The 22,568-nt window shown below is 75.9% G+C and carries 24 protein-coding genes; 6 read left to right on the forward strand and 18 right to left on the reverse strand.

The window, feature by feature from the left end:
* Positions 1-63: 63 nt before the first annotated feature.
* Together WCD41_RS18110 and WCD41_RS18115 are read right to left on the reverse strand one after the other, a co-directional pair.
* On the reverse strand, positions 64-2,034 hold the full coding sequence (locus tag WCD41_RS18110; protein WP_337714896.1) for a sigma-70 family RNA polymerase sigma factor: 1,971 nt from the start codon (positions 2,032-2,034) through the stop codon (positions 64-66).
* On the reverse strand, positions 2,031-2,354 hold the full coding sequence (locus WCD41_RS18115; RefSeq protein ID WP_337714898.1) for a YciI family protein: 324 nt from the start codon (positions 2,352-2,354) through the stop codon (positions 2,031-2,033). Before WCD41_RS18115 ends, WCD41_RS18110 begins: the two co-directional genes overlap by 4 nt.
* Positions 2,355-2,506: 152 nt before the next feature.
* Here WCD41_RS18115 and WCD41_RS18120 point away from each other — a divergent pair, with 152 nt between their 5' ends.
* The 3 genes from WCD41_RS18120 to WCD41_RS18130 all read left to right on the forward strand — a co-directional run bounded on the left by WCD41_RS18120 (position 2,507) and on the right by WCD41_RS18130 (position 5,607).
* Positions 2,507-3,160: a DUF998 domain-containing protein gene (locus tag WCD41_RS18120; RefSeq protein WP_337714900.1), complete on the forward strand. Its 654-nt coding sequence runs from the start codon at positions 2,507-2,509 to the stop codon at positions 3,158-3,160.
* A gap of 273 nt (positions 3,161-3,433) precedes the next feature.
* Positions 3,434-4,708 (forward strand): DUF8814 domain-containing protein, encoded by a 1,275-nt coding sequence (locus WCD41_RS18125; protein ID WP_337714902.1) that lies wholly within the window; start codon positions 3,434-3,436, stop codon positions 4,706-4,708.
* Between the two features lie 26 nt (positions 4,709-4,734).
* Complete coding sequence (locus tag WCD41_RS18130; RefSeq protein WP_337714904.1) at positions 4,735-5,607, forward strand: 1,4-dihydroxy-2-naphthoate polyprenyltransferase; 873 nt, start codon at positions 4,735-4,737, stop codon at positions 5,605-5,607.
* Here the strand turns inward: WCD41_RS18130 and WCD41_RS18135 are convergent.
* Positions 5,604-5,993 carry a DUF4229 domain-containing protein gene (locus WCD41_RS18135; RefSeq protein WP_337714906.1) on the reverse strand — a complete coding sequence of 130 codons (390 nt, stop codon included), beginning with the start codon at positions 5,991-5,993 and terminating at the stop codon, positions 5,604-5,606. The genes WCD41_RS18130 and WCD41_RS18135 overlap by 4 nt on opposite strands.
* Positions 5,994-6,203: 210 nt before the next feature.
* On the opposite strand from WCD41_RS18135, the gene WCD41_RS18140 reads away from it, so the two are divergent.
* Both WCD41_RS18140 and WCD41_RS18145 read left to right on the forward strand, forming a co-directional pair.
* Positions 6,204-6,407, forward strand: a complete 204-nt coding sequence (locus tag WCD41_RS18140; RefSeq protein WP_337714908.1) for a BldC family transcriptional regulator — start codon at positions 6,204-6,206, stop codon at positions 6,405-6,407.
* Positions 6,408-6,661: 254 nt separating this feature from the next.
* Positions 6,662-6,916: a hypothetical protein gene (locus WCD41_RS18145; protein WP_337714910.1), complete on the forward strand. Its 255-nt coding sequence runs from the start codon at positions 6,662-6,664 to the stop codon at positions 6,914-6,916.
* 14 nt (positions 6,917-6,930) lie between these two features.
* Here WCD41_RS18145 and WCD41_RS18150 read toward each other — a convergent pair whose 3' ends face one another.
* From WCD41_RS18150 to WCD41_RS18170, 5 genes are all read right to left on the reverse strand, one after another.
* Positions 6,931-8,313 carry a MinD/ParA family ATP-binding protein gene (locus WCD41_RS18150; RefSeq protein ID WP_337714913.1) on the reverse strand — a complete coding sequence of 461 codons (1,383 nt, stop codon included), beginning with the start codon at positions 8,311-8,313 and terminating at the stop codon, positions 6,931-6,933.
* Positions 8,314-8,382: 69 nt separating this feature from the next.
* Positions 8,383-9,426, reverse strand: a complete 1,044-nt coding sequence (gene ccsB / locus WCD41_RS18155; protein WP_337714915.1) for a c-type cytochrome biogenesis protein CcsB — start codon at positions 9,424-9,426, stop codon at positions 8,383-8,385.
* Positions 9,416-11,110, reverse strand: a complete 1,695-nt coding sequence (gene resB, locus WCD41_RS18160) for a cytochrome c biogenesis protein ResB (protein ID WP_337714917.1) — start codon at positions 11,108-11,110, stop codon at positions 9,416-9,418. Before resB ends, ccsB begins: the two co-directional genes overlap by 11 nt.
* A gap of 21 nt (positions 11,111-11,131) precedes the next feature.
* Positions 11,132-11,971 carry a cytochrome c biogenesis CcdA family protein gene (locus WCD41_RS18165; protein ID WP_337714919.1) on the reverse strand — a complete coding sequence of 280 codons (840 nt, stop codon included), beginning with the start codon at positions 11,969-11,971 and terminating at the stop codon, positions 11,132-11,134.
* Positions 11,972-12,053: 82 nt separating this feature from the next.
* Positions 12,054-12,836 (reverse strand): hypothetical protein, encoded by a 783-nt coding sequence (locus WCD41_RS18170; protein ID WP_337714922.1) that lies wholly within the window; start codon positions 12,834-12,836, stop codon positions 12,054-12,056.
* 330 nt (positions 12,837-13,166) lie between these two features.
* On the opposite strand from WCD41_RS18170, the gene WCD41_RS18175 reads away from it, so the two are divergent.
* A complete protein-coding gene (locus WCD41_RS18175) occupies positions 13,167-13,340 on the forward strand; it encodes a hypothetical protein (RefSeq protein WP_337714923.1) in 174 nt (57 codons plus the stop codon).
* A gap of 12 nt (positions 13,341-13,352) precedes the next feature.
* On the opposite strand, the gene WCD41_RS18180 is transcribed toward WCD41_RS18175, so the two are convergent.
* The 10 genes from WCD41_RS18180 to WCD41_RS18225 form a co-directional block, all read right to left on the reverse strand.
* Entirely contained in the window at positions 13,353-13,736 is a 384-nt protein-coding gene (locus WCD41_RS18180) for a zinc-ribbon domain-containing protein (RefSeq protein WP_337714926.1), read from the reverse strand.
* Positions 13,737-13,797: 61 nt separating this feature from the next.
* The gene (locus WCD41_RS18185) at positions 13,798-14,373 is read right to left on the reverse strand and encodes a TlpA family protein disulfide reductase (protein ID WP_337714928.1); all 576 of its coding nucleotides are present in this window, start codon (positions 14,371-14,373) and stop codon (positions 13,798-13,800) included.
* A 1-nt stretch (position 14,374) separates the two neighbouring features.
* On the reverse strand, positions 14,375-15,004 hold the full coding sequence (locus WCD41_RS18190) for a histidine phosphatase family protein (protein ID WP_337714930.1): 630 nt from the start codon (positions 15,002-15,004) through the stop codon (positions 14,375-14,377).
* Positions 15,001-16,329, reverse strand: coding sequence for a glutamate-1-semialdehyde 2,1-aminomutase (hemL, locus tag WCD41_RS18195; RefSeq protein WP_337716056.1), 1,329 nt, complete (start codon positions 16,327-16,329; stop codon positions 15,001-15,003). The genes WCD41_RS18190 and hemL overlap by 4 nt, the downstream gene beginning before the upstream one ends.
* A 59-nt stretch (positions 16,330-16,388) precedes the next feature.
* Positions 16,389-18,530, reverse strand: a complete 2,142-nt coding sequence (locus WCD41_RS18200; RefSeq protein ID WP_337714932.1) for a serine/threonine-protein kinase — start codon at positions 18,528-18,530, stop codon at positions 16,389-16,391.
* 107 nt (positions 18,531-18,637) lie between these two features.
* Entirely contained in the window at positions 18,638-18,973 is a 336-nt protein-coding gene (locus WCD41_RS18205) for a hypothetical protein (RefSeq protein ID WP_337714934.1), read from the reverse strand.
* Positions 18,970-19,422: a transport-regulating membrane protein Mce1N gene (gene mce1N / locus WCD41_RS18210; protein ID WP_337714936.1), complete on the reverse strand. Its 453-nt coding sequence runs from the start codon at positions 19,420-19,422 to the stop codon at positions 18,970-18,972. Before mce1N ends, WCD41_RS18205 begins: the two co-directional genes overlap by 4 nt.
* A complete protein-coding gene (locus WCD41_RS18215) occupies positions 19,419-19,856 on the reverse strand; it encodes a hypothetical protein (protein ID WP_337714939.1) in 438 nt (145 codons plus the stop codon). The genes mce1N and WCD41_RS18215 overlap by 4 nt, the downstream gene beginning before the upstream one ends.
* A 2-nt stretch (positions 19,857-19,858) precedes the next feature.
* Positions 19,859-20,833 carry a porphobilinogen synthase gene (gene hemB, locus WCD41_RS18220; protein ID WP_337714940.1) on the reverse strand — a complete coding sequence of 325 codons (975 nt, stop codon included), beginning with the start codon at positions 20,831-20,833 and terminating at the stop codon, positions 19,859-19,861.
* Positions 20,834-20,911: 78 nt separating this feature from the next.
* Positions 20,912-22,558 (reverse strand): uroporphyrinogen-III synthase, encoded by a 1,647-nt coding sequence (locus tag WCD41_RS18225; protein WP_337714942.1) that lies wholly within the window; start codon positions 22,556-22,558, stop codon positions 20,912-20,914.
* Between the last annotated feature and the right edge of the window lie 10 nt (positions 22,559-22,568).

Consider the following 22,568-nt stretch of genomic DNA (forward strand, 5'->3'; position numbering starts at 1 on the left):
CGCACCGACCCCCCGACCCCCACCGTCGACACCGGCCCACCGCCGTTCTGACCACCGCCGACGTCAGCCCCGCGTGCGCAGCCGGCGCAGCGTCACGCTCCCGCCGGCGGAGTGCTTGAACAGGTACTCGGCGCGCTCGTAGGACAACCGCGTCCGCCCGGTGTCGGGGCACCGGTCGGCGGGGGCGCGCGTACGGGCGGGCCCGGGGCGGCGCTCGGCGAGGAACACCGGCCCCTGGACCCGCCCCGCGAGCAGCTCATCGAGCAGCCGCGCCGTGCGCGAACGCCACGACACCGTGCCGTCGTGGGTGCGCCGGTCCTCGCGGTCGAGGTCGCTGACGTCCAGCGCCAGCACCGCCCGTACAGGCGCGCCGGACTCGTGCAGCAACGACCACAGCGCGCGCTCGCGCACCGGCACGGCGAGGTCGTCGCACAGCGCCGCCACGTCGTCCGGGGCGAGGGGCGGTGCGGGCGGCGACGTCGCGGCGCGGCGGGCGAGATCCGCGGCCAGCTCGGGCCGTCCGACAAACACCGCGAACGACCGGGCCGCCGCGCGGTGCCGGTTCCAGGTGGCCGGCGCGGCGGCGCTCCACGAGGTGGTGAGCACGCGGACGACCTCCTCCGGCGTCAGCGAAGCGAGCGGGGTCGAGCCGCCCACCCCGCGCACCAGGCGGCGCAGGGTCTGCCCGTACGCCCGGCGCGCGGGGGCGTCGAGGCCGTCCAGGAACTCCCCGGCGAGCTCCCCCAGCGTGGGACCCACCGGCGCCGCCACGAGGTCCGCCGCCCGCGCGTCGAGGAACGCGCGCTCGGCGTCGTTGCGCGTGAGCGCGGCGGCGCGCGCGTACTCCCGCCGGGCCTCCTCGTCGCGACCGAGCCGGGCGAGCAGGTCGGCCCGCACCCCGGGCAGCAGGTGGTAGTCCCGCAGGCGGGGGTCGTCGCGCAGCCCCTCCACGAGCGCGAGCCCCTCCGCGGGGCCCCGCGCACGCGCGACCGCGACCGCCCGGTTCAGCGCGACGACCGGCGTGGGGACCACGGCGACGAGGCGGTCGTAGAGCGCGGCGACGGCGGCCCAGTCGGTGTCCTCCGGACGCCGGGCCTGGGCGTGACACACCGCGATCGCCGCCTGCAGCACATAGGGGCCGGGAGCGCCGCCGAGGTCCCGCGCCCGCAGCATCGCGGTGAAGCCCCGCCGGACGTGGACGGGGTCCCAGCGACCGCGGTCCTGCTCGTGCAGCGGGATCGGCTCGCCCGACGGGCCGGTGCGCGCGGCGGCGCGGGACGCCTGCAGCTCCATCAGCGCGAGCAGGCCGTGCACCTCGGGCTCGGACGGCGCGAGCGCCGCGAGGCGGTGCCCGAGCCGCAGGGCCTGACCGGTGAGGTCGGTGCGCAGCAGGTCGGCCCCGGACGTCGCGGCGTAGCCCTCGTTGAACACGAGGTACACGACCTCGAGCACCGACGAGAGCCGGGCGGCGAGCTCGTCGCGCCCGGGCATCGCGAAAGCGACGCCCTCGTCGGCGAGGGTGCGCTTGGCGTCGGCGATCCGGCGGGCGATCGTGGCCTCGTCGACGAGGAACGCCCGCGCGATCTCCGTTGCGGACAGCCCGCCGAGCAGCCGGAGGGTCAGCGCCAGGCGCCCTTCGGTGCCCAGCACGGGGTGGCACGACAGGAACATCAGCCGCAGGACGTCGGCGTCCGGGTCGTCAGCAGAGTCGTCGGCAGAGTCGTCGGCAGAGTCGTCCGCAGAGCCATCAGCAGGGCCCGCCAGCGCCGCGTGGGCCCGTTCCGCCCGCTGCGCCCGACGGAGGTGGTCGACGGCCCGGCGCTTGGCGACGGACGTCAGCCAGGCACCGGGGTTGTCGGGCACCCCGGCGTCCGGCCACTGCTCGAGGGCCGAGACCAGCGCGTCCTGCGCCAGCTCCTCGGCCAGGCCCACGTCATGGACCATCCGCGTGAGGGCGGCGACGATCCGGGCGGACTCGAGCTTCCAGACCGCGTCCACCCGGGCGTGCAGCCCGCCCCCACGCGGCGAGGTCACGGACCCATCACCCGGTGCAGGATGCTGTCGCCGTCCCCGACGATGCGGCGGAACCGCCGCGAGACCTCCAGGGCCTCCTCGTAAGAGGACACCTCGACCAGCGCGAAGCCGAGGATCTCCTCCTTGGCCTCGACGAACGGCCCGTCGGTCACGGTGATCTCGTCGCCCTGGGAGGTCATCTTCACGCCGCCGGGCTCCAGGCCCCCGGTCGCGATGAGGATGCCGGCCGACGTCATCTCCTCGATGAACGCGCCCATCTCGGCGAACAGGGCCTCGTCGGCGTCGCGGCTGTTCTTCCCGGTGGTCATCAGGTAGCGCATCTCGAACTCCTCGATCTCGGTGGTCGTCGTGGTGCTTCCGGCTCCACGTCGATCGGGCCGATGCGAGAGGGAACGATCGTCATTCCCTGTCATATCAGCCCGAGCGACGTCCTGGCGAGAGACCGACCACCCCGCCCCAGGAGGCACCCGAGATGAGCACCGCGACCGCCACCACCACCCCCACCACCACGACCACCCACTCCCAGCTCGGGCTCGTCGCCGCCGGCCTCCTCGGCTGGAGCGCGCTGTCGCTCGCCCAGGCCGCCACCCGCGAGGGGTTCGACATCCTGCGCCACCCCCTGAGCCAGCTGTCCACCGGCGACCTGGGCTGGCTGCAGATCACGAACTTCGTCCTCGCCGGCGTGCTCGTCGTGGCCGGCGCGGGCGGGCTGCGCACGGCCCTGCGGGGCACGCCCGGAGCGGTGTGGGTCCCCCGGCTCGTGCGGGCCGCGGGGACCGGCTTCGCCGCCGCCGGGGTGCTCGTCATGGACCCCGGCAACGGCTTCCCCGTCGGCGCCCCCACGGGCGTGACGACGATGTCCTGGCACGCCCTCGGGCACATGGTTGCCGGGACCGTCAGCTTCTCCGCGCTGATCGCGGCCTGCTTCGTCCTGGCCCGCCACTTCACCCGCGGCGGGCGCCGCGACCTCGCCGTGGTGTCGCGCTCCGCCGGCACCGCCCTCGTGGTCGGGTGGGGCTGGGCGATGACCGGCGGCGTCGCCGGCACCCTGACCCTCGCCGTCGGCGCCATCGCCGCCATGGTCTGGATCGCCGCCGTCGCGCTCCGGTTCCGCCGCACGAGCTGACCCCTGGCCTGACGGGACCCCGGCGGCTCACCCACAGGAGCCCCGGGGGTCCCGCACGTCTGCACCAGGTACGCGCCGGCGTCCAGCCGCCGCGCCGAACGGGTGGCGAAACGCTCGACCGGATGACAGCCCATCGAGCGGATCTCCGCGGTACCCGGCACCCGCGCCCGGTGCCGCGCCGTTCACTGCACCGTGCGCTCCGACACGACCCAGTCCTCCGCTTCCGCGGGACGGTTCGTCCGGACGCCGCGGAGGCGACGGACAGGAATCGTCGTGGCCGCCGGTGTCCTGGCGACCGCCCTGACCCTCGCCGCCGTGCCCGGCGCGCCCGCCGCGTCGGCCGACCCCGCCGCGCCACCGGGCAGCCCCGGCAGCGGCCAGCCCATGCCGCGTGACGACCGCGCCCCCGGCGACGACGACGGACCCCAGCGCTGGGCCCCGCCGCTCGCCGGGTTGACCACCGGCGTCGACGTCGCCGAGGGCACCGCGCGCCTGAGCACGACCCGCGACGGCACCGAGACCGGCCCGGCCGCGCTGCGCGGCGCCGAGCGCCAGGGCCTGCTCGACCTCGGCGCCCACCAGTTCGCGACGCCCGTGAACCGGATCGAGGCGCCCGTCGACGCCGAGGTCCCGCCCGGCACCCAGGTCACCGTCGACGTCCGTGGGCAGGGCCCTGACGGGCAGTGGACCGAATGGATCCCGGCCGCGGCCGGGGCGCCGGCGATCCTCCCCGAGCCGACCCGCACCGTCGCCGCGCGCCTCGCGCTGATCGCGCCCGCCGGCGTCTCGGGCCCGGTGGTGCGCAGCCTCGAGGTGAGCGCCGACCAGGCGCCGACGGACGCCCGGGCGATCACTCCGCGGGCGAGCTACCGGGTGTTCGCCACCCGCGAGGGCCTCGTCGGCGGCACCACCGCCAACGGGCACCGGATCGTCGCGAACGACCAGTTCGCCGCCCTGCCCTCGCGCCGCGCGCTGTCCCCGAACGGCAAGGGCGACTACAGCGTGCGCGTCTGCACCGAGGCCGGGCGCTGCGCGACCGTGCCGATCTGGGACGTCGGCCCCTGGAACACCAAGGACGACTACTGGAACCCGCCCGGCCAGCGCGAGCAGTGGAAGGACCTGCCGCAGGGACGGCCCCAGGCCCAGGCCGCGTTCGAGAACAAGCACAACGGCGGCCGTGACGGCTTCGGCCGTCAGGTCAAGAACCCGGCCGGCATCGACCTCGCCGACGGCACGTTCTACGGCCTCGGGCTGCGGGAGAACGCGTTCGTCACGGTCGACTACCTGTGGACCGCACGCTCGGCCGCCCTCGGGCGGGCCGTGACGGCGGGCGCGGGCCCGGTCGTCGAGCGGACGGCGGCCGACGCCACCGCCGAGGACGGCGGGGTGGTCGGCGACGGCGCCCAGGTCGAGGTCCAGTGCCAGGTCGCCGGCACCTCGGTCGAGGGCACCCAGGGCACCAGCAACCTCTGGCTGCGCACCCGCCCCGACCACTACGTGCCGGCCGCCTGGATCCAGGGCGCCCCGCCCGTGCCCCCCTGCACCTGACGGCGGTTCCACTAGGCTCGCCGCCCGTGGCGACCGTCGGCGAGTGGGTGGAGGGGGCCCGGCCCCGCACGCTGCCCACGGCGATCGCGCCGGTGCTCGCGGGGTCCGGGGCGGCCGCGGGCGTGGCCGGGTTCGACCTGCTCGCCGCGCTGCTGGCCCTCGTCGTCGCGGTGGGGCTCGTGATCGGCGTCAACTACGCGAACGACTACTCCGACGGCGTCCGCGGCACCGACGACGACCGCGTCGGCCCCCTGCGCCTCGTCGGGTCCGGGGTGGCGCAGCCCTACCTGGTCAAGCGTGCGGCGTTCCTGTGCTTCGGGGTCGGGGCGCTCGCCGGGATCGCGCTGTCGCTCTACAGCGGGCACTGGTGGCTGATCGTCGTCGGCGCCGTGTGCCTGGTCGGGGCGTGGTTCTACACCGGCGGCTCGCGTCCCTACGGCTACCGCGGGCTGGGCGAGGTCGCGGTGTTCGTGTTCTTCGGTCCCGTCGCCGTGCTCGGCACCGAGTTCACGCAGACGGGCCGGGCCAGCGGGCTCGGGATCGGCGCCGCGGTGGGCGTGGGCCTGCTCGCCTGCGCGGTACTCGTGGCCAACAACCTGCGCGACATCGGCTCCGACGTCGAGACGGGCAAGCGCACGCTCGCCGTCGTCCTCGGCGACCGGGACACCCGCGTCCTCTACGCCGCGCTCGTCGTGGTGCCGCTGGGCATGACGCTGGTGCTCAGCCTGCGGGCGTGGGGCGCGCTCGCCGGCCTGCTCGCGCTGATCCTGCTCGCCCCGAGCCTGCGCCGCGTGCTCGCCGGCTCCACCGGCCCCCAGCTGATCCCCGTGCTCCGCGACACCGCCCTGGGCCTGCTCGTGTGGTCGGCCGCGACGGCGCTGGGCCTGGCGCTCACCTAGGGAGCGGCGGGACCACCGTCGACGTCCGTGTCGCCGCGCAGCTCGGCGCGCAGGCGGTCCCGACGGGCCCGGCGGGTGGCCGTCGCCGCGTCCACCTCGGCGGTGAGCCGCGTCCGCAGACCACGGAACAGCACGAGCGAGAGCGGCAGCGCGACGACGAGCGCGATGAGCAGCGCGACCAGCAGAGGTAAACCGACGGCCATGAGGACGCCCGCGATCACCGCGACGACGAGCAGCCGCGCGCCGACGTAGAGCCCGACAGCGACCGCGACGCTGCCGGGTGTCCCGGCCGCCGACGGGGTGGTCGCCCCGCCCTCGGCCGGAGTCTGCGTCTGGTCGTCGTCGCTGGTCACGCCGTGCGTGGACCCGGACTCCTGGTCGGTCACACCGTCCAGGGTAGGCACGACGGCGACCGGTCGCGCGCGGCCGGGCCCGACGCCCACATCGTCCGGTTTCGTCCTTTGTGGTCCCTTTACCTGGATACAAGCGTTCGAGTACGTACGGGGTCCGGTGTCACGATTCGCGTGTTGTGCCCGGCCGCGCCCCTGTCGCGGTGCGGGCCGGGTTGTGTGAGGCGAGAGGGAAGGTGGAGTGACATGACCATCACTCACGACGCCGGTGAGCGGCTGATGACCCCGGGCGAGGTCGCCGCGATGTTCCGCGTCGACCCCAAGACCGTCACGCGCTGGGCCTCCGCGGGTCGCATCGGCTCCATCCGCACGCCGGGCGGGCACCGCCGGTTCCGCGAGTCCGAGGTCCGCACGCTGCTCGACGGCCTCACCAGCGAGGCGCACCACTAGCTCCGAGCACCGGCGCCGATGAGCGGCCCCCGGCGCGCCGTCCGGCGACGCGCCGGGGGCCGTTCACGGCACGGGGCGGCGACACGCGGGGACGCGGTCACCGGCCCGCACCCGCTCGTCCCGGGCACCCGACCGCCACCCGACGGCCACCTCGCGCACGCCACGCGGACTTTCGATCCGACCGGTAGCGTGGTGGTTGCCCGGTCCACGGAGCACCCGCGGTCCGGTGACGTCGAGATGCTGGAGGCGTCCGAGTGATCCCGTTCCTCGTGGCCGTGCTGGTCCTGGTCGTCGTGGGGACGTTGCTGTGGAAGGTGATGGCCGCCCAGGCGGCCCAGGCCGGACACGACGGCGGCCCCGGTGGCATGGTCGAGGACGCCCCCACCGGTCCCACCCGGCAGGCCTCGCCGCGCCGGCCCCGTCGCCCGGTCGCCCCCGACGACGACCCGGAGTTCCTCCGGTCGCTCGACGAGAAGATCCAGCGCGAGGATCCGCCCTCCTCCACCTGAGCGGGCCCCGCGGCTCAGCGCGGCAGCATCGGCCGCCGCACGCGCGACCCGGCCCGGCCGAAGTCGTCGGCGACGGTGGCGGCCAGCTCGAGCAGCGCTGCCCGGGTGCGTGACGCGAGCTTGTCGAGCTCGATCTCCGCGCCCTCCTCGAGGTGCGGGTCGAACGGCAGCCGCACCACCGCGCGGCACCGCGCCGCGAAGTGGTCCGACACGCGGTCGAGGTCGACGTTGCCCGACGAGCGCCGCACGTAGTTGATGACGGCCACCGAACGGGACACCAGGTCGCGGTAGCCGTGCGCGTCGAGCCAGTCGAGCGTGGCCGACGCGCTGCGCGCCCCGTCGATGGACGCCGACGACACGATGAGCAGGGAGTCCGCGACGTCGAGGACGCCCTTCATCGCCGAGTGCATGAGGCCGGTGCCGCAGTCGGTGAGCACGACGTTGTAGAAGTGCTCGAGCAGGGTGACCGTGCGCCGGTAGTCGACCTCGCTGAACGCCTCGGACACCGCCGGGTCCTGCTCGCTCGCGAGGATCTCCAGCCGTGACGGGCCCTGCGAGGTGTAGGCCCGCACGTCGGAGTAGCGGCGCACGCGGTTGGCGTCGCGCAGCAGGTGGCGCACCGTCGCCGTGGTCTCCAGCGGGATCTTCTGGCTCAAGGTGCCCCGGTCGGGGTTCGCGTCCACGGCGATGACGCGGTCGCCGCGCAGGGAGGCGAACGTCGAGCCGAGCGTGGTGGTCATCGTCGTCTTGCCGACGCCGCCCTTGAGGCTCAGCATCGCGATCTTGTAGCAGCCGTGGAGCGGCTGGTTGACCCGCGCGATGAGCTCGCGCCGGGCCGCGTCGCCGACGCTCTCCCCCGGGTTGATCAGGCCGCCGGAGCCGAGGAACAGGGCGCGCCGCCACCCCGTCTGCGGCGGACGCTTGCTGGGGCGCAGCAGCTGGGCGGACGACAGGTCGTACGAGGCGGGCCCGTTCGGGCCGGCGCCCTGCGGGCCACCGGCCCCGTGGCCCGGTGTGGTGAAGCGGCCCGCCACGGGCGCCCGGTCGGCCGGCACCGGCCCGCCCCGGCCGGGAGGTGCGGCGCCGACGCGCGGGTCGAAGCCGGGGTGGCGCGGCTGCGCGGCGTCCCCGCGCGCCGCCTCGGCGGTGTCCACCCGGCGCGTGGTCTCGGGCGAGTCCGCGGGCACGGCCACGGCGGCCGACTCGGCCGGGCCGGCCGGACCGGCCGGACCGGCTTCCGACGGGGCCTCACCCGAGGAGCCGGACGCCGGCTCCGGCGGGGTGGCAGGGGTGGCGCCGGCCGCGGCGTCGCGGGACGGACCGTTCGGCAGGGTCGAGCTCCGCGGCGTCGCGTCACCCGCCTCGCGCTCGGCGCCGGTGTCGTCCCTGGATTCCATCGCCCCGGTCCTCCCTCGTCGCGTGCGCGCGCCGCACCGTATCCCGTCGCGGAGATCCGCGTGAACGGATCAGCCGACCCCGGCGTAGGAGTGCAGACCCGTGACGACGAGGTTGACGAAGAACAGGTTGAAGATCATGACGGCGAACCCGACGACGTTGACCGCCGCCGCGCGGGGCCCCCGCCAGCCGGCCGTCGAGCGGGCGTGCAGGTAGCAGGCGTAGACGATCCAGGCGATGAAGGCCGTCGTCTCCTTCGGGTCCCAGCCCCAGTACCGGCCCCACGCCGCCTCGGCCCAGATCGCCCCGGTGATCACGGCGAAGGTCCAGATCGGGAAGGCGATCGCGGTGGCGCGGTAGGCGACGCGGTCGAGCACGTCGGCCGCGGGCAGCCGCGAGGTCCAGGTGAGCTTCGACGGGTCGTTCTCGTGCACCCGGCGCAGCAGGTAGAGCACGCTCGCCACGCCCGCGAGCAGCAGGATGCCCGAGGCGATCACGGCCGCGGAGACGTGGATCGCGAGCCAGTAGGAGCGCAGGGCGGGCACCACGGGCGCGGTCTGCGTGTAGAGCACCGTGCCGGCGAGGAACATCAGGACGATCACGGGCAGCAGCACGAACGCGCCGAGGCGGCGCAGCTCCGGGCGGCGGCGCAGCACGACCAGCCAGGCGCCCACGGCGACCAGCGAGATCGCCGCCGTGAACTCGTACATGTTGCCCCACGGCACGCGCTGCGCCGCGAAACCGCGCACGACGAGCATCGCCAGGTGCAGGGCGAAGCCGAGCACCGTCAGCGAGACGCCGGTGCGCCCGAAGCGCTCCGCACGGGACCGGGGGCGGCGCGTCGGCGCCGGGGGCTCGGTGGTGTCCTCGAGGTCGGCGGCCGCGGCGGCGCCCTCGCTCGAGAGCCCGCTGGTCCCGCTGGTCCCGCTCATCCCCGCCGTCCCGGCAGTGGCGCCGGCGGCCACGGGCACGCGCGCAGCGGACTCCTCCTCCGCGCCGGTGCGCCGCAGCAGGGCGTGCTCGACGGCGTGCAGGATCATCGCGAACACGTAGATCACGAGCGCGGACTCGAACAGCAGGTCGCCGAACTGGCCCAGGCCTGCGTCAACGACCATCGTCGTCCTCCCGTTCGTCCTGCGCCGGCACGTCCGGGTCGGGACGCTCCCGGCCCTGCTCCCCCGCGTCGGGGTGGGGCGGCGCCAGCTCCGCCGCGAGCCGCCCGAACTCCTCGCCGTAGCCCGCCCGGTCGGTCCGGGCGAGCCCGCCCAGGCTCACCACCGTACGACCTCCTGTCGTAGACGGCTCGGCAGGGCTCGCCCGCACCCAGAACCGCCGCCGTCGCACGGTCAGCGACAGCGTCAGGCCCCCGAGCAGGGCGATCGCGGCGATGAGCACGGCCGTCTGCGCGGGGTCGTGGGACACCTGCAGTGACACCCAGTTCTCGACACCGTCGAAGCGGATGCGGGTGCCGTTGTCGAGGGCGATCTCGCCGCCGGGCTTCACGTTCTCGCGCGCCACGCGCACCAGCCGGCCCTGCTCGACCATGTTCCGGTCGACCTCGAAGATCGACTGCGCGCGGCCCGAGTCGAGGCCCAGGTCGCCGCGCAGGACGTCGACGGCGACCTCCGGGTCGTTCAGCGCCGGGAACACCGACGTCACGAGCCCGCCGCCCGAGGAGGTCGGCGCGAACAGCCCCGTGATCGCGAGCTGGGAGCGCCGACGCTCGGCCTCGTCGGTGACGCCGGGCGGATCGATCTTCGTCGCGCCCTCGGAGAGCAGCGTGGCCTGGTCGACGGGGCGCCACTGGATCAGCCCGACCCGCTGCTCGCCGTTCGGGAAGGTGACCGTGAACCGCGGGGCGTAGCCGTGCCCGAGCAGGTAGACGCGCTCGCCGTCGACGCGCAGGGGGTCGTTGACGGCGAGGTCGTGCGGCGCCCAGGCGGTGTCGCCGCGCTCGACGGCGTCGGTGTCCTGGTAGCGGACGGCCGCGTCGAACGAGTCGGGCTGGCCGTCGGGACGGAACGTGGCGCGGAAGTCGTCGACGACCATGCAGAACGGGTCGAGCCCGGTGCCGTCGACCTGCAGGCCCGGACGGAACGAGTCGTAGGCGTAGATGCCGGCGTTGCAGAACTCGCTGCCGTCCGCCATGACGATGACCTGGCCCTCGTAGCCGAACAGCTTGCCGACGGCGATCCCGCCCAGCAGCGCGACGAGGCTGAGGTGGAAGACCAGGTTGCCGACCTCGCGCAGCGCGCCCTTCTCCGCCGACAGCGTGCGCACGCCGCCGGGCTCCGAGCGCACCGCGACCTTCCAGCCGCGCAGGCGCTTTCGCGCGGACGCGACGACGGCGTCCGGGTCGTCGCCGGACGTGCTCCGCGCGTGGTGGGGCAGGCGGGCGAGGCTGCGCGGCACGGACACCGGCTCGGCGCGCAGGCCCCGGACGTGCTCGAACGACCGCGGCACCAGGCAGCCGATGAGCGAGACGAACAGCAGCAGGTAGATCGCCGCGAACCACGGCGTCGCGAAGACGTCGAAGAGCCCGAGGTCGTCGAAGACGGGGCCGAGGGTGGGGTTCTGGGTGAGGTAGTCGTCGACGGCGTTGGGGCTCGGCGTGCGCTGGGGCAGCAGCGCTCCGGGCAGCGCGGCGACCGCGAGCAGGAACAGCAGGATCAGCGCTGTCCGCATGCTGGTCAGCCCGCGCCAGGTGTTGCGGGCCAGCGCGAGCGCCTGCCGCGCCCGGCTCGGCCGGGACGGCGGCGGGCCGGCCTCGCCGGGGGGCGCCTGGAGCGTGGAGGTCATCAGGTGGGGCCTACAGAGGAGCTAGAGAGGAGTGGTGAAGCCGGCGACGGGGCCGCGCAGCAGGGCGACGATCTCGGCCCACAGGCCGGTGGCGAGCAGCAGCCCGACGACGACGAGCGCGACGCCGCCGACGATCTGGATGCGCCGGCTGTGGGTGCGCAACCAGGCCTGGGCCCGCACCGCGCGCCCGGCGCCGAGGGCGATGAGCACGAACGGCACGCCCAGCCCGAGGCAGTAGGCCAGCAGCAGGACGATGCCCCGGACACCCGCCGACCCGGTGTCGGTGCCGCTGGCCAGGGCGACGACGCCGGCGAGCGTCGGCCCGAGACACGGGGTCCAGCCCAGCCCGAAGGTCGCGCCGAGCAGGGGCGCGCCGAGCAGGCCCGTCCGGGGGATCCAGTGGGGGCGGGTGTCGCGCTGCAGGGCGGGCACCAGCCCGAGGAACACCAGCCCCATGGCCACGGTGACCACGCCCCCGATCCGCTGCAGCAGCGCCTCGTTGGCCAGCAGCGCGTCGGCGAGCCAGACGACCGAGCCGAGCCCGAGCACGAACACCACGGTGAAGCCGAGGACGAACAGCGCCGCGGCGCCCGCGACACGGACCCGTCGCAGCCGCCGCGGGGTGGCCGTGACGACCGGGAGCTCGCCGGTGACCGCCGCGCGGCGCTCGGCGTCCTGGGCGCGGACCTCGTCCTCGGTGACGGCCGGGGCGTCGGCGCCGACGAGCCCGGCCAGGTAGGCCAGGTAGCCGGGCACCAGCGGCACCACGCACGGCGAGGCGAAGCTGACCGCGCCCGCCGCCACCGACAGCAGCACGGCGAGCAGGACGGGGCCGGACGTGGCCACCTCGGTCAGGTTCATGGCACGACCAGGGTAGGACGCCGCGGTCGGGCGCGCGTGAGCGCGGGGACCGATCTCCGACGATGTGTCGTAGAAGACCGGGTCAGGCGACGAGGTCCTCGGACCACGGCCCCGCGGAGTCGGCGACGAACCGCTCGATCCCGGAACGGCGCGCGGGCTCTCCCCGGCGTCGGGGCGGCGCCGGGAGGTCCGCCGGGACGGCACCGGCCAGCGTGGTGAGGAACGCGACCGCCCGCTCGAGGGTCGCGGTGGTCAGCGGGCCGTCCCAGACCATGAGCACGTGACCGCCGTCGACGACGACGCTGCCCGGCGGCTTCGGCAGCGCGGCGAGCCGGGCCAGGGGCGGCGCGAGCAGGGCCCGGGCGTACGCGGCGTCGCGGCCGTGGGCGGTGAACGTCGCGCCCAGCGGTCCGGCGTCGAGCTCCGGCAGCCTGCCGATCCGGTCCTCCCAGCACGTGACGGGCCACCCGCGGGGACGCAGGACCGTCGTCGGGGCGTCCACGACGGCGGCGTCGGCCTCCACGAGCGCGGTGTCCTCGACGACGACCTTCTGCCCCTCGCCGTCGCTCACCGTCACCCAGCGGCGGTGCTCGACGGCGCGCACGACGTGGTCACCGACGGCGCGCGTGAGGTCCCGGACGACCACGCCGCGCCGCTGCTCGCGGGTCACCGGCCGCAGGAACCAGGAGCGGGTCAGCGCGGCGGGTGCGGCCACGTGGTGCCACCCGTGCTCGGCGGCCCAGCGCGCCCACTGCGCGTCGTCCCGGGCCGCGGAGCGCCGCATCGGCACGATCACCGCCAGACCGAGCGCGACGCCCAGCCCGACGGCGAGCGCGCACACCACCAGGACCCAGATCAGCCCCACGGTTCCCCCTCACGCCGTCCCGCGGGCTTGGACGGTGCACGGGGCGACGGATGTTCCCGACCACCCGCGGAGATCCTCGCGGAAATTCGCTCGCGCACCGCGGGCGGACGCTCGTACCGTCCGCGTCGTGTTCATCGACCTCTGAGGCTCCGGGACCGCTCCGGTCCCCGCCCACCCCTCTGCCTCTCCGCCGTCCGGCGCGGTGCCCTCGCACCCCGGGCGATGACCAGGGAGCACCGGCGGTCGATGTCGATCTCCTCGACGACCGTGCGCACTCCCAGGTCTCCCGGCGCGCCGGCGGTGTCCGCCCGCACACCCCAGGAGGTCCGAATGCGCACCACCGATCCCACGCCGCCCGCCAACCGCGCCGCCCGGCGCGCGGCCGCGAAGGGGCGCCCGATCGGCGCGGACGGCCGTCCGGCCGCTCCGCGCCGCACCGGCCCGAAGGAGCACACCAAGCCCGCGCACGTCCGCACGGACTTCGCCGCCCGCCGGTCCGGCTGAGCGGCGGGAGCCTCAGCCGTGCGAGGCGTGCCCGTTGCCGTTGCCGCCCTGCGGGGGCGCGGTCCAGGGCGCGGCGCCGGGGTAGCCCGGTGCCGCGCCCTGCTGCGGGGGGTAGGCCTGGTACTGCCCGGGCAGCGGCGGCGGGCCCGCCGGGGGCGCCGCCGGGCCCGACGCGAGCTGCTCGGCCTGCCCCTTGTCGATCCACATCAGGAAGCCGCACGCCGTGCACTGCGTCGCGTACCGGGTGCGGACCGGGAAGAGCGGGATGAAGAACAGCGTGAACTTCGTGACCGCCTTGATGACCGCGTTCGCGGCCGAGCGGTGACAGTTGACGCACGTCAGCACGACCAGCGCGAGCTGGGTGACGGTGCGGCGGGTGCCGAAGATGATCAACACATACCCCCGGGGAGCGGTTCTGCCGCAGAGCTTCGCAGATCGGCCGCCCGCAACGGAACGCTCAGGTCGCCGCGGCGGGCTCCGCCGCGATGCGGTCCACCACGGGCTGGAGGTCGGAGGCCAGGACCGCGGTGAGGAACACCGCGGCCACCCGGTGCCGGCGGTCCAGCACGATCGTCGACGGCACCGCGTTGCGCGGGTAGCCGCGCAGCACGAGCAGCGACCGGCCGGGCGGGTCGAAGATCGACGGGTAGACGACGCCGCGGTCGCGCACGAAGTCGGCGGCGGCGTCGCGCTGGTCGCGCACGTCGATGCCGAGGAACTGCACCCCGCGCGGCGCGCTGGCCGTCGCGACCTGGTCGAGCGCGTCCGCCTCGCCGCGGCACGGCCCGCACCACGAGCCCCACACGTTGAGCACCACCACCTGGCCCCGGTAGGCGTCGGTGGACAGCGCGCGGCCGGGCTCGAGCAGGCTGTCGCCGCTGACGGCGGGCAGCACCCCGCGGCTCTCGGGCGGGTCGTAGACGACGGTGGTCCGCCCGCCCGTGCCGTTGAAGACGAACTCGCCCTCCCCGGCCCCGGACGAGCACCCCGCGACGAGCAGCAGGGCCGCCAGCGCCAGCAGGAGCGCGCGCACCTCAGGCCCCCGTGGCCGTCGGGTCGGACGTGCCGCCGGGCTCGGCGTAGGCGATGTCGACGAGGCTCTCGTCGTCGAAGACGAAGCTCGTCACCGACCCCAGCGAGCACTGCCGGTGGGTCGGGTTGTGCCACAGCCGCTGCCCGGCCAGGAAGCGCCGCAGCGTCCAGATCGGCAGCTGGTGCGACACGCACACGGCCTCGTGCCCGACGGCGGCGGCGCGCGCCCGGTGCGCCGCGCCGAGCATGCGGTGCGCGATCTCCAGGTACGGCTCGCCCCACGACGGGCGGAACGGGTTGCGCAGCAGCGGCCAGTACTCCGGCTTGCGCAGCGCGCCGTCGCCGACCGAGACGTGCTGGCCCTCGAACGCGTTGGCGGCCTCGATGAGCCGATCCTCGGTGACGGGCTCGAGCCCGAGCGCCGCGGCGACCGGCTCGGCCGTCTCCTGGGCGCGCTGCATCGGCGAGACGAACAGCGCGGTCACGTCGGCGCCCGCGAGGTGCAGCGCGACCCGCTTCGCCTGCTCGCGGCCGGTGTCGGAGAGCCCGTAGCCGGGGAGACGCCCGTAGAGGATCCCCTCGGGGTTGTGGACCTCCCCGTGGCGGACCAGGTGCACGGTCGTGCGGGTCACGGTGCTTCCGCCGCCGCGGCGGCCCGGGCGGCGTGGGGCAGCGCGTCGGCGATCACCGAGAACGCGTCGTCGTCGAGCGCGGCGGAGACGAAGCAGGCCTCGAACACGCTCGGCGGCCAGTAGACCCCGCGGTCGAGCAGGGCGTGGAAGAACGGCGGGAAGCGCCAGGTCTCGGCGGCGCGCATGTCGTCGTAGTTGCGCCCCTCGCCCTCGGCGAAGCGCACCGAGATCAGCGAGGCGGCCCGCTGGATCGTGTGCACGACGCCGGCCTCGGACAGCGCGCCGGTGACGAGCCCGTGCAGCCGGTCGACGTGGGCGTCGAGGGCCGCGTAGACCTCGGGCGTCGCGTGGCGCAGCGTCGTCAGGCCCGCGGCGGTGGCGACGGGGTTCCCCGCCAGCGTCCCCGCCTGGTAGACGGGCCCGGCGGGCGCGAGGTGGGCCATGACGTCGGCGCGGCCGCCGAACGCCGCGGCCGGCAGCCCGCCGGACATGACCTTGCCGAAGCAGTACAGGTCGCCCGCGACGCCCTCGAGGCCGTACCAGCCCGCGGCCGAGACCCGGAAGCCCGTCATCACCTCGTCGACGACGAGCAGCGCGCCGTGGGCCTGGCACAGGCGCTTGAGGCCGGCGTTGAAGCCGTCGCCGGGCGCGACCGCGCCCATGTTCCCCGCGGCCGCCTCGGTGATCACGCAGGCGATGTCGGGCCCGCGCTCGGCGAAGACCTGCGCCACGGCGTCGAGGTCGTTGTAGGGCAGCACGACGGTGTCGTTCGCCTGGGCACCGGTGACACCGGGCGTGGACGGGAGCCCGAAGGTCGCCACCCCGGAGCCGGCCTCGGCGAGCAGCGCGTCGACGTGGCCGTGGTAGCAGCCCGCGAACTTGACCACGACGCTGCGGCCGGTGAACCCGCGGGCCAGGCGCACCGCGCTCATCGTCGCCTCGGTGCCGGAGTTGACCAGGCGCACCTGCTCGACGGGCTCGACGCGGCGCACGATCTCCTCGGCGAGGTCGACCTCGCCCGCGGTCGGCGTCCCGAACGACAGGCCCGCCGTCGCGGCCTCGCGGACCGCCTCGACGACCGCCGGGTGCGCGTGCCCGAGGATCATCGGGCCCCAGGAGCTGACCAGGTCGACGTAGCGGTGGCCGTCCGCGTCGGTGAGCCACGCCCCGGAGCCGGACACCATGAACCGCGGGGTGCCGCCGACCGAGCGGAACGCGCGGACCGGGGAGTTCACCCCGCCCGGGACCACCTGCTCGGCGCGCGCGAAGAGGTCGGCGCTGCGGGGGACGGCCGGCTCGACGCTCGACGCGCCGGAGCCCGTCATCGCTGTACTGGTCACGCCGCCAGTCTCCCAGCCGCCGGGTGACGTCGCCGTGCCCGGGATCAGGCCGGCAGGCCCTCCCCCGGCGGCGGCGCCAGGCCGACGACCGCGCGCTCGACGGTGTCGCAGTCCGGCCCGACGACCTCCGCCGCGTACGGCGCCGCGTCCCACCCCAGCAGGGCGCGGCACGTCCCACCGTCCTCCGCCGCCACGTAGGGGCCCTGCCGCGGCCCGTTCGGGGCGTTCCAGGAGCTCACCGTCTCGCCGCTGCGCGCGCCGCGGGAGTTCGCCTCGGCGGCCACGTCCCCGGCCCCGTTCCAGCGCGACCAGGTGACCGTCGTGCCCTCGGGCCCGGCGCAGCTGCGGACCTGGCGCGGCACGATCCCCGACGTGCCCGCGGTGGGCGTGGCCGGCCCGCAGCCCGGGCGCACCGCGGGCGCGAAGGCCCGCTCCACCGCGCGCAGCTCCTCGCCGCCGGGGATGCCGGAGGTCCGGAACGCCGCGGTGACGTCGGCGCACCGGTCGGCCGGGGCGTAGAGCTGGACCGTCGCGGCGATGCCGTTGTACGCCGCCAGGCTGGTGCAGGACCCACCGCTGACGGTCTGCCAGTAGGGCCCCTGGGGCACGTTCTCGTACTGCCAGACGCGCTGGCCGTCCACCGACTGCGAGCCGGAGTAGCCGAACACGCGGTCGACGGCGTCCGAGGGCGTGTTCCAGCGTGAGTAGGAGATCGTCACGCCGCCGGCGGCGTTGCACTGGGCCGCCTCGAGGGGCAGGGCGCCCGTCGTCCCGACCCGGTAGGCCGCGACGTCACCGGGGACGCAGCCACCGCCCGTCGACGCCGGGAAGAGCTGGGCGAGCGGGGCCGCGGGGCCGACGGCGACGGTCACCGGCCCGTCGGTGGCGCCCCGGCCGAGCGTCACGACCAGCGTGACCACCAGGGCCGCGACGAGCACGAGCGCGCCCGCGGCGATCAGCAGCGCCCGCCGCCGGCGGCGCGGTGGGCCTTGCGGTGGCGCGACGGGCTGTCCGGGCACGCTCGGCGTCGCCCAGGGGCCGGACCCCGGCCACGACCCCGGGCCGCCCGGTGCCGGCGACCACGGCGCCGACGCGCCGTGCGGACCGCTGTCCCACCGGACCTGCCCGCCGGGAGCACCGCCGGCGGCCGCGTACGGAGGGGGCGCCTGCGGCGGGAACGAGGGGTGGCCGCCCGGCGGCGGGGCGCCGGGCCCGATCCAGGTCTCGCGCCGGTGCTCCGGCCCGCCGGGCGCGGCCACCGGCGGGGTCGGCCCCGCCCCGCCCGCCCCGCCCGCACCCAGCGCCGCCCGCGCCGCCTCGGCCAGCTCGCCCGCCTCCGCGTACCGGTCGCCGGGACGCTTCGCCAGCCCCCGCAGCACGACGGCGTCGAGCGCCGGGGGCAGTCCGGGACGGCGCGCGGACGGCGGCGGCGGTGCCACCGTGAGGTGCTGGTGGAGCATCGCGGGCATGTCGCCGTCGAACGGCGGCGCGCCGACGAGGCACTCGTAGAGCACCACGGCGAGGGCGTACACGTCGGCGCGGCGGTCGACGTCGGCGCCCTCGAACTGCTCGGGGGCCATGTAGGCGAGCGTCCCCAGCGTCGTGCCGGTGCCGGTGAGGTTGCGGCCGCGCGTGGACGCCCCGGCCAGCCGGACGATGCCGAAGTCGACGAGGTGCACGAAGTCCGGCCCGCGCCCGGAGGTCACGAGCACGTTGCCCGGCTTGACGTCGCGGTGCACCAGGTCGTGGGCGTGGGCGTCGTCGAGTGCGTCGGCGATCTGCTCGACGACGGCCACCGCGCGGGCCGGGTCGAGAGGGCCCTCGTCGTGGAGCACCCGGGCGAGGTCGCGCCCCTCGACGAGGCGCATGTCGAGGAAGAGCCGGCCGTCGATGACCCCGAAGTCGTGGATCGGCACCACGTGCGGCGACGACAGCCGGGCCGCGGTGCGGCACTCGCGCTCGAAGCGCTCGCGGATCTCCGGGTCGTCGGCCAGGTCGGGCGTCAGGCGCTTGAGGGCGACCTCGCGGTCCCGACGGGTGTCGTAGGCCCGGTGCACCTCGCCCATCCCGCCACGGCCGAGGCGGTGCTCGAGCCGGTAGGGCCCGAAGCTGTCCGCGTCGCCGGTGTTCCCGGTGCCAGCGGTACCGGCAGTGCCGTCCGGCGCCGGGCCCGACAGGTCGGTCATGCGTCCTCCCCCTGATCCCCGCACCGGAGATCCCCGCCCAGATCGTCGCGGACGGAGGTCCCCCGACGCCCGGACGGAGGATAAGGGCAGGCCGTGCTCTCAGGCGATCACGAACGGCGATCGGATCCCGGCGCCGTCGTGGCGGGCGCGGCGTCCGGCTCGTCGGACGGGTGAGGAGACCCGCTGACCTCGGCGCCCTCGGTGACCTCGGTCGGGGCCCGGCCGGCCGGGCGGGCCGCGAGGGCGCAGAGCACGGCGGCGACCCCGGCGGCGGTGCCCGCGAGGAGGGCGCCACCGACGAGGTGGACCTGACGGATCGGGGTGACGAGCAGGCCCCCGGTGGTCTCGCGCACCTCGACCCCGGCGACGAGCAGCACCACCGCCGCGACGGCGAGCACCGCGGCGGCCACGAGGAGCCCGACGGTGCGGCGGGAGCCGCTCACGAAGCGGCCCGCGCGCGCAGCAGGTCCTCGAGGGCCCGCCGCAGGCCGGCGCCGTCGCGGGCCCACGCGACCGCGCGGGTGCCGTCGGAGAGCCGCAGCACCACCGGCGCGAGGCGGCGCGGCACGACCGGCCCGTCGCCGAGCACCCGCAGCCCGTGGTGCTCGTCGTCGACCGGGCGCACCGAGGTCACCTGCGACATCGGCAGGCTCGTGGTGCCCTGCTCGAGGGCGGACGCGGTGAGGCGCACGCGCAGGTAGCGGCGCCGGGTGCGCACCAGCAGCAGCGTGTACAGGAGGACGAGCAGACCGACGCCGAGCCAGAGGGTCAGCGATGCCCCGCCGGGCGCGAGGCTCTCCAGGGCGATCCCCACCCCGGCGAGCACCGGCCCGAACAGGAGGATCCAGGGCCGGGTGCCCGACTCCTCGAAGAGAACGTCGGGCTCACTCATGCGGACCGGCCGAACCAGGCGCGGGCCGCCGGCAGGTGCAGGAGGACCGCCCCGACGAGGAAGGCGACGAACCAGACGCCGCCCACGCCGAGGATCGTGACCTGCACCAGACCGACCGCCGCGAGCACCCCGCCCAGCACGGTGAGGCCCAGCCGCGCCGAGCGCGACGGGATCCGCAGGCGGCGGGCGCCCACGAGCGTCGCGACGCCGCCCGCCGCGAGCACGATCATGGCGGCGACCACCGCGACCGGGCCGGTGCCCGGGTCGAGGTCGCCGAACAGCAGGCCGACGGCGAAGAGCAGCGCGGTGCCGATCATCAGCACGCCGAGGACGGCCCACAGCACGATCGCCGCCGTGACGACCCCCGGGCGCCCCGGCTCCTCCTCGGGCGGGGTGACCGTCGGGGGCGGGGTGGTGCGTGCGTGGTCGGCCACCGTCACCGGTCCAGCCAGGCGGCGGCCTCGGTGGCCCAGTACGTGAGGACGACGTCGGCGCCGGCCCGGCGGATGCCGGTCAGCGACTCCAGGATGGTGCGCTCCCGGTCGAGCCAGCCGCGCTCGACCGCCGCGGAGATCATCGCGTACTCCCCGGACACCTGGTACGCCGCGACCGGCACGTCGGAGGCGTCGGCGACGCGGCGCAGCACGTCGAGGTAGCCCATCGCCGGCTTGACCATCACCATGTCGGCGCCCTCGTCGAGGTCGAGCGCCGCCTCGCGCGCCGCCTCGCGGGCGTTCGCCGGGTCCTGCTGGTAGGTGCGGCGGTCGCCCTGCAGCTGGGAGTCGACCGCCTCGCGGAACGGGCCGTAGAAGGCGCTCGCGTACTTCGCCGAGTAGGCGAGGATCGCGGTGTCGCGGAACCCGGCCTCGTCGAGCGCCGCACGGATGACCCCGACCTGGCCGTCCATCATCCCGCTGGGCGCGACCACGTGGGCGCCGGCGCGGGCCTGGGCCACCGCCATCTCGGCGTAGATCGGCAGCGTCGCGTCGTTGTCGACGCCGCCGTCGGCGTCGAGGACCCCGCAGTGCCCGTGGTCGGTGAACTCGTCGAGGCAGGTGTCCGCCATGACCGGCAGGGCGTCGCCGACCTCGGACCGGACGTCGGCGAGGGCGACGTTGAGGATGCCCTCGGGGTCGGTCGCGCCGGAACCGACCGCGTCCCGTCGCGCGGGCACGCCGAACAGCATGATCCCGCCGACGCCCGCCGCCACCGCCTCCGCGGCCGCCTTGCGCAGCGACTCGCGGGTGTGCTGGACGACGCCCGGCATCGAGGAGATCGGGCGGGGCGCGTCGAGGCCCTCGGCCACGAACACGGGCAGCACCAGGTGCCGCGGGCGGACCTCGGTCTCGGCGACGAGGCGCCGCATGCCGGGGTTCGCCCGCAGCCGGCGGGGACGGTCGGTAGGGAACATCAGCCTTTGACCTTCGGTCTTGTGAGTGCTTGCCCGTGCCCTGGCACGGGCAAGCACTCACGAGCGCGTCAGCGCAAACTAGCGCTTGCGGGCCTTCGTCTTGCGGGGCGGGGGCAGGGCGCCCTCCGCCCGCAGCCGCGCGGCGTGCGACGCCAGCGCCTCCACCAGCGACGGCACGTCGGCGGTCTCCGGCTTGACGTCGACGCGCAGCCCGAACTCGACGGCCGTCTCGGCGGTCTTCGGGCCGATGCAGGCCACGATCGTGCGGGCGTGCGGCTTCCCGGCGATCCCGACCAAGTTGCGCACCGTCGACGACGAGGTGAAGCAGACCGCGTCGAAGCCACCGGTCTTGATCGCCTCGCGCACCGGCGCGGGCGGCGGGGCCGCGCGCACCGTGCGGTACGCCGTGATGTCGTCGATCTCCCAGCCGCGCTGCTGGAGGCCCTCGGCGAGGGTCTCGGTGGCGATGTCGGCGCGCGGGAGCAGCACCCGGTCGACCGGGTCGAGCACGTCGTCGTGGGGCGGGAAGACCTCGAGCAGGCCCTCGGAGGACTGCTCGGTCTCCTCGGACGGCACGAGCTCGGGGTGCACGCCGAAGGCCCGCACCGTCTCGGCGGTGGCCTCCCCGACGCAGGCGATCTTCACGCCGGAGAAGGCGCGGGCGTCGAGCCCGAACTCCCCGAACTTCTCCCACACGGCGCGGACCGCGTTGGCCGAGGTGAACACGACCCACTGGTAGCGGCCGTCGACGAGGCCCTTGACCGCACGCTCCATCTGCGCCGGGCTGCGCGGGGGCTCCACCGCGATGGTGGGCACCTCCTCGGGCACCGCGCCGTGCACGCGCAGGCGGTCGCTCATCGCGCCGGCCTGGTCCTTCGTGCGCGGCACGAGCACGCGCCAGCCGTAGAGCGCGCGCGACTCCCACCAGGACAGCGTCGAGCGGTCGGTGACCGCGTCGCCGAGCGTGACGACCAGGGTGCCGTCGAGCTCGGCGCCGTCGGCGGCGAGCTTGTCGAGGCTCGTCTCCACCGTGCGCTGGCGCGAGCCGGTGCCGGCCGTGGTGACGAGGGCGGGCGTGCCGGGCTTCCAGCCGTTCTCGACGAGCTGGGCCGACGCGCCGGCCAGCTCCGCGGCCGTGGCCTGCAGCACGAGCGGGCCCGGCGCGACGGCCAGCGCGGCGTAGTCGACGGCCTCGCCGGCGGTGAGGTCCACCGAGGTGTGGGCCGGGCCGAGCGCGACGCCGGCGTAGGTCGGGACCGCGGTGTCGGCGGGCATGCCCGGCACGACGTCGAACGGCACGGCGGCCGCCGCCACGGCGCGGACCTCGGTGACGACGTCCGGACGCACCAGCGGGTCGCCGACGACCAGGCGCACCACCGAGTCGCCGCCGCGGGCGGCGGCGACCACGGTCTCGGCCAGCGCCGCCGGGTCGGCGGGCGCGGGCCCGTCGCCGGTCGCGGCGGGGTCGTCGGCGGCGAAGCTCGGCGCGACGACCGCATCGGTCGCCGGACCGCCGGCCGCGGGGTCGTCGCCGACGTGCCCGACCGGGCGCACGGCCACCGACGACGGCAGCAGGCCGAGGACGTCCGCGGGGACGCCGCGATCGGCCACGACCAGCGTGGCGGCGGCGAGGGCGTCGCGGGCCCGCACGGTCAGCAGGCCGGGGTCACCGGGCCCGCTGCCGACGAAGGCGACCCGACCGGCGGTCGTCGAGGGTGCTGTCATGTCTTCCGTT

This window comes from Actinomycetospora aeridis (assembly GCF_037400275.1).
In the GTDB taxonomy this organism is placed as follows: domain Bacteria; phylum Actinomycetota; class Actinomycetes; order Mycobacteriales; family Pseudonocardiaceae; genus Actinomycetospora; species Actinomycetospora aeridis.